We start from the raw sequence: 6,691 nt of genomic DNA, 5'->3' as shown, positions 1-6,691 counted from the left end.
TGCCTTTAACGAACGCCGGTATCGATACTGCTGCCATTGAAAACGGATAAAACAGCCAATACAGAAACCGAGGATAGCAATAAATGAGGCTAGTGCAACCATTAGCGTAAACACATATCCTGCCAAATTCCAGTTCATAAGAAAACTGAGTAAACCTAAACCGAGAAAGACGACAGCGATAACTTGATTAAATTGCTGTTGTGCATGCTCTTCCGGGATATAATCAGAAGGTTTCTTTTTCAGGAACAGCTTTGCGAATCTCATAATAGGATTGAAATTAACGAGTAAACCAAGCATGCCAAAAATTAACGGAACAGTTAAAATCCATTCTTGGCCTGAAATCCAGGTGATCACAACACTTAAGAAAATAAACCATTGATTGGTTCTCACCAAAGGACGAGGTACCGTACGAATAGGGGTGTTTATCATAAACCCAACCTTTCATATGTGTTTAGTCTATTAAAGCACGATACAGGCTGTTTTGGAAATGTCTTTTTTAAATTATAATAATTCTAAATAAGTATTGATTATTGTTTTAAAGTAGTATACTATATTAATAAATAGAAGAAGAGTTTAAATCTGAAGGAGGAAGTATGATGGCAGTGAAAATTTGCGATACATGCGGAACACCAATAAAGAAATTAAAACACTCGGTATTATGTCAATGTGGTCCGAAGATTCTGACTGGACATCATACTGCAAAAAGCAAGAAGTAATAATTGCTGAGCTCTGAAGATTGTTCAAAGGTCAATTGTTTTCCTGCGGAAAACGGTTGGCTTTTTTCATTTCTTCCTGCTTTTCAGGAAAAACGTTACGAAAAATAGTAGATATTCTTATTCAAAACCGTGAATATAATGTAAGATAGTATAGTAAGTATTTTTTTATAAAAAGCTGCAAACCATCACGTTATAGTTAGGGGGAAATTAAATTGGGATCGATAATCTGAAAATAGGTGAACTAGCACAATTAGCCAATGTTACAAAACGAACTGTTGATTACTACACCAACCTTGGATTGTTACAAGCAAGGCGGTCCTCATCTAATTACCGCTACTATACAGAAGATGAGCTTGAACGTTTGCGGCTGATTGTGGAATATAAACGTAATAAATATTCGCTTGAAGAAATAAAAGCATTTTTGCTTAAAAGAGAACAAGAAGAAACTGAAGTTGAACAAGCAAGACATGAGCTTACCTGTAAGCTGACTCATATAAACCAAGAACTAAAAGAAGTCATTTCTTTTCTTGAGAAAAATAAACATAATAAACCCATGTTAAATCAGCATGTTTCGCATGAAAGCGTAACATTAATACAATCATTAACAGCTCTATTTTTAGTATAAGCAGGTTTTTTGGAAATGTTAATGATATGAGATTACAACTTAACTAAGTGACCCATACAAACATTACGTAGGAGGTGCTTGGGAGATAACCAGCTTTTCTGCCTAAAGCTAGAATCATGCAGAGGGAATGAGGTTGGTTAACCCATACACATTGGAAATTACGATAAAATTATTAGCAGTTGCTTTATTAATAGCCTTAACAGCATTTTTTGTCGCATCAGAATTTGCGATTGTCAAAGTAAGAACATCTCGTATCAATCAATTAATTGAAGAAGGAAACACGGCAGCTATTGCTGCAAAACGAGTAATTGGACATCTCGATGAATATTTGTCAGCCTGTCAGTTAGGGATAACTGTTACAGCACTTGGACTCGGGTGGTTAGGAGAACCTACCGTAGAGCTTATCTTACACCCGATGTTCGAGAAGCTGCATTTGGATGAATCAATAACCGGTATTCTTTCCTTCGTTATTGCTTTTGCGTCGGTTACCTTCCTTCATGTTGTTATTGGTGAATTAGCACCGAAAACAGTGGCTATTCAGAAAGCTGAACAAATAACGCTATTATTTTCAAAACCATTAATTTGGTTTTACCGGATCATGTTTCCGTTCATTTGGGTGCTGAATGGATCAGCTCGTATTTTAACGGGAATGTTCGGTGTAAAATCAGCCTCTGAGCAAGAATCAGCGCATTCTGAAGAAGAGCTTCGGATTATCTTGTCAGAAAGCTATAAAAGCGGCGAAATCAATCAATCTGAGTATAAATATGTAAATAAAATTTTTGAATTTGATAACCGTAATGCTAATGAAATCATGGTTCCTCGGACAGAAGTGGTGGCTATTGAAAAAGGAACGTCACTCTTAGACGTTATTGAAATTGTTCAGCAGGAGCAATTTACACGTTATCCTGTAATTGAAGGTGACAAAGACAATGTTATCGGAATGGTTAACATTAAACGTCTGTATACAGCAACGATTACAGAAGAACACGTTGCTCAACTGCAAATTGATGATTTTATTGCACCAGTTATTCGAGTCCTCGAAACGATTCCAATTCATGATTTATTACTAAAGATGCAAAAAGAACGGATTCATATGGCTATTTTAACCGATGAGTATGGCGGAACAGCCGGTTTAGTAACGGTTGAGGATATATTGGAGGAAATCGTAGGAGAAATTAGAGACGAATTCGACCAAGATGAGCGTCCGCTTATTCAAAAGATTAAAGAAAACCATTATTTGTTCGACGCCAAAATGCTTATACAAGATGTAAGTGATATGCTCGACATTCCCCTTCCTGAAGAAGATATCGATACACTCGGTGGATGGATACTGACCGGAAGATATGATGTAGCGATTGGTGATAAAGTGGAATATGAAGGGTATGAATTTACTGTTAAAGAAATGGATGGCCACCATGTTTTATATATAGAGGCTAATAAGCTGTAAGTAGTTTGACCGGAGGCAAGAGAGCTTCCGGTTTTTCTTTTGGGATAGAGTCGTGATGTATAGTAAGAATGGATCATTCCCAATAATCTACCTCGTTTTGCACTACTGTTCTTGCTCTAATAATGATAAAATAGGAATATCCATGACTATCTACACTTCGATCGAGAACATAGATTGAAATATTACTAATAAGAAAGCAGGAGATAAGATGAGTTTTAAAAAGAAACAGCTAATAGGCTTCGGATTAATCTTGCTTTTTTTAGCGGTGTTGCTTACTGGCATTATCTTTATGCTTAATAGTATAAAAAGCGATATGACAGAAATTGTAGAAGATCGGTATTACAAAGCGCAAAGTTCCATGGAGATCCGTCAGCTTTTCTCACGTTCGGATCGAGAAGTGCTCTTTGCGGTGAATGAAGCAAATAAAAAGGAAGCAATGGCGAGCCTTGAAATTGTAGAAGAAAACCATAAAGAAATTAATGCAAAGATTGCTGAGTTATCAAGTATATTAAATACGGTAAAAGCGGAACAGCTCCTTAAACAGGTGGAAACCGATTATGCCTCTTACCGTATGACTGAAGCAGATATTGTGCAGAGTATTAAGAGTTCTGATTCTGCAGCATCTCAGACAGGATTGATGGCAGATCAAAGCAGTAAGCGTCTGAAAGTCATGGAGAGTATTGAAAACTTCAAAGATTATCAGGAAAGCTTAATGAATACTGCGCTTAGTGATGCAACAACAACATACAATGATTTGATTAATTTTATTATTATTGCGGTTAGTTTAAGTATTATAGTCATCGCAGCAACTGTGATTTGGATGATAAAAAGTACATCAACTAATTTACAGTCTATTACTCAAGTTATTAAGCAAATTGATTTTAAAAATTTATCGAACTTACCAAGGATTACTGTTAAAACAAATGACGAAATAGGTGAAATTGCTGAGTCTTTTAATGAGATGGCAGGTTCTCTGGAAACATATAATAAAAAAGAAAAGAATTTACAAGTAAAATCAGCAATCAAAATTGGGTTCAAACAAGACTTGCTGATATGGCCACGATGTATCAAAGAATTGTGGATATGGAAGCACTGGGTCAACGATTCATTACGCGTCTTACTCCTATGATGGGAGCCTCACTTGGTGCGTTTTATGTTAAACGCGGTCAAGGTGAACATACAACCTTTGTTAAACTTGCTTCATTTGCAGGAAATGGGGAAGAAGCAGGCCGAGTAGAATTCAAACCGGGTGAAGGTCTCATAGGACAATGTATTCTGGAGAAACGTTCACAGATTATTAACCATGTACCAGATGATTTTAAATTGGTCACAACAGGGTTAGGTGAAGCAAAGCCTAAAAGTATTTTTATTACGCCAGTCATCTTTGAAGATGAAGTGATTGCTGTAATTGAGCTTGGAAGTTTAGAGCCATTCACTGAACAACAACAAACTTTATTAAGTAGAGTTGTAGAAACATTGGGGATTACAATCAATAGTGTTCAAGGACGAATGGAAATTGAACGTCTATTGAAGGAATCACAGGCTCAAACAGAAGAATTACAGGCTCAGTCAGAAGAGCTGCAGGCACAATCAGAAGAAATGCAGGCGCAATCAGAAGAACTCCAGACACAAGCTGAAGAATTACGCATGATTAACGAACAGCTTGAAGAGCGCAACCGTGATACAGAAGAGAAATCAAAGGAATTACAACGAGTTAAAGTAAGCTTAGAAGCCCAAGCAGAAGAGCTTAAGTTAAGTTCTAAATATAAATCTGAATTCCTGGCAAATATGTCACATGAATTGCGTACACCATTGAATAGTATCCTTATCCTATCTGAAATGTTATCTGATCAGACTGAGACGGGTCTTTCAAGTGAACAACAGGAATTCGCCCGCGTTATTAACACGTCAGGTCAGGATCTTCTATCATTAATAAATGATATTTTAGATTTATCCAAAGTTGAAGTTGGAAAACTGGATGTTGTGTTTGAAGAAACAAACCTTAGTGAGCTGCCTGACTCGTTAGTTCGTAATTTTGAGCATGTGGCAGCTAAAAAAGGATTAGACTTTACGGTGAAAAAAGATAAAAATGTACCAGATATCTTCTTTACTGACCAACAGCGCTTCCAGCAGATTTTAAAGAACCTGCTTTCAAATGCTATTAAATTCACAGAAAAAGGATCTGTTTCTGTACACATTAAGCTTGCTGAAGAAGAGAAGGTTGCACAGTTTATCAATACTAGTGGGGCAAATAATTGGGTTGAAATTAAAGTAACAGATACCGGGATTGGTATTCCAAAAGAAAAACAAGAACAAATTTTTGAATCCTTCCAGCAGGTAAATGGCGCTACTATGAGAAAATACGGTGGTACAGGACTCGGTCTTTCGATTTGTCGAGAATTTGCCAAACTTCTTGGCGGTTGGGTAATTGTAGATAGTGAAGAAGGTCGAGGCAGTGAGTTCACGTTATTTATTCCGAGCCTTCCGCAAGGTGTAAACAGTGAAAACAACACTGCTGCACAAATAGAGGAAGTGGCAGCGGGAACTGCGGTTCCATCTGCTGAAACGAATGTTGAAATTCAGATTAATATCAATGATGAAGATGATAAAATAATCGAGGATACTAACACGACTAACCTATTTAAAAATAAAAAGGTATTAGTTGTTGACGATGATCACCGGAATATTTATGCACTAAAATATGCTTTAGAACGTGAAGGTATGGAAATTCTTACTGCTGAAAATGGTATGGAATGTTTGGAAATACTGAAAAATGGCTATAGTATTGACGCAATATTAATGGATATTATGATGCCTGAGATGGATGGCTATGAAACCATGCGTCGTATACGGAGTGAAGGAATTTATGAAGAATTGCCGATAATCGCTTTGACAGCAAAAGCGATGAAAGGCGATCGAGAGAAATGTTTGAAGGCCGGGGCATCGGATTATGTAAGTAAACCATTGAAAATGGATCAGCTGCTTTCTGTATTAAGGGTATGGCTGACGAATTAACAGGGGAAATAGAAAGGGCAGGCGGTACGTTCATGAAGGACCAATTGAGCCAAGAAGAACGGGAAGAACTGGAGATAGACTTATTGCTTCAAGCCGTTTATCGGGTTTCTGGTTTTGATTTTAACCAGTATATGAGGTCTTCGATTAAAAGGCGTATTGATAATCGTATAAGGCTGGACCGAGTCCGTACGGTTAGCGGCATGATAGAAAAAGTATTGTATGATAAAGGGTTTGTCGAGAAATTGATTAGTGACTTTTCCATTAATGTTACGGAAATGTTTCGGGATCCAGATTTCTTCAAATCGTTTCGGACTAAAGTTATTCCTCTTCTTCGAGAACTTCCTGAAATTAGGATATGGCATGCAGGTTGTTCAACAGGAGAAGAAGCCTTTTCGATGGCTATTCTTCTCGAGGAAGAAGGCCTTTATGATCGGTCAAAGATTTATGCTACCGATATGAATGAACGAGTTCTCGAACAAGCTGGAAAAGGTATTCTTCCGTTGAATAGAATGCAGTCGTACACGAAGAATTACCTGCAGTCAGGTGGTAGTCAGGCTTTTTCCGAGTACTATACAACAGATTATCAATTTGCCTATTTGAATCCATCGCTGCTGAAGAATATCACCTTTTTTCAACATAATCTTGTTACAGACGGTTCATTTAATGAATTTCATGTAATTATGTGCCGGAATGTGATGATTTATTTCAACAGTGAATTGCAAGAAAGTGTTAATCAACTATTTTATGATAGTTTATCTAAAGGTGGATTCCTAGGAGTAGGAAACAAAGAAACATTAAGAACCATGGATTACTCTGAAAAATATTCCGAGTTTGACTGTAGAGAAAAGATTTATAAAAAAATTATAAAAAACGAGTATGCCTTTAAGG

At 36.9% G+C, this 6,691-nt stretch carries 7 protein-coding genes; 6 read left to right on the top strand and 1 reads right to left on the bottom strand.

The features are described from left to right. On the bottom strand, window positions 1-429 hold a 429-nt coding region (locus tag WYK_RS05380; RefSeq protein ID WP_040373558.1), incomplete at its 3' end, for a DUF4395 domain-containing protein. 164 nt (window positions 430-593) lie between these two features. Between WYK_RS05380 and WYK_RS25975 the strand changes: the two genes are divergently transcribed. The 6 genes from WYK_RS25975 to WYK_RS05360 form a co-directional block, all read left to right on the top strand. After that, a complete protein-coding gene (locus WYK_RS25975; RefSeq protein WP_268870041.1) occupies window positions 594-716 on the top strand; it encodes a hypothetical protein in 123 nt (40 codons plus the stop codon). A 211-nt stretch (window positions 717-927) separates the two neighbouring features. Then, complete coding sequence (locus tag WYK_RS26125; protein ID WP_081704772.1) at window positions 928-1,341, top strand: MerR family transcriptional regulator; 414 nt, start codon at window positions 928-930, stop codon at window positions 1,339-1,341. Between the two features lie 133 nt (window positions 1,342-1,474). Continuing rightward, window positions 1,475-2,788: a hemolysin family protein gene (locus WYK_RS05370; RefSeq protein ID WP_407951434.1), complete on the top strand. Its 1,314-nt coding sequence runs from the start codon at window positions 1,475-1,477 to the stop codon at window positions 2,786-2,788. A 208-nt stretch (window positions 2,789-2,996) separates the two neighbouring features. Further along, window positions 2,997-3,917 (top strand): MCP four helix bundle domain-containing protein, encoded by a 921-nt coding sequence (locus WYK_RS26455; RefSeq protein WP_081704771.1) that lies wholly within the window; start codon window positions 2,997-2,999, stop codon window positions 3,915-3,917. Further along, complete coding sequence (locus WYK_RS05365; RefSeq protein ID WP_081704770.1) at window positions 3,842-5,803, top strand: ATP-binding protein; 1,962 nt, start codon at window positions 3,842-3,844, stop codon at window positions 5,801-5,803. The genes WYK_RS26455 and WYK_RS05365 overlap by 76 nt, the downstream gene beginning before the upstream one ends. A 32-nt stretch (window positions 5,804-5,835) precedes the next feature. Continuing rightward, a partial coding sequence (locus tag WYK_RS05360; protein ID WP_152526412.1) for a CheR family methyltransferase occupies window positions 5,836-6,691 on the top strand: 856 nt, incomplete at its 3' end.

Source organism: Peribacillus psychrosaccharolyticus ATCC 23296, assembly GCF_000305495.1.
Classification (GTDB): Bacteria; Bacillota; Bacilli; order Bacillales; family DSM-1321; genus Peribacillus; species Peribacillus psychrosaccharolyticus.
Note: the sequence above shows the minus strand (reverse complement) of the source record. Positions and strands in the feature narration are given on the sequence as shown.

What these genes read in the sequence shown, in the direction of transcription:
- WYK_RS05365 (WP_081704770.1), top strand. Translation starts at nt 3,842, where the DNA reads ATGGCCACGATGTATCAAAGAATTGTGGATATGGAAGCACTGGGTCAA.
- WYK_RS25975 (WP_268870041.1), top strand. Translation starts at nt 594, where the DNA reads ATGATGGCAGTGAAAATTTGCGATACATGCGGAACACCAATAAAGAAA.
- WYK_RS26455 (WP_081704771.1), top strand. Translation starts at nt 2,997, where the DNA reads ATGAGTTTTAAAAAGAAACAGCTAATAGGCTTCGGATTAATCTTGCTT.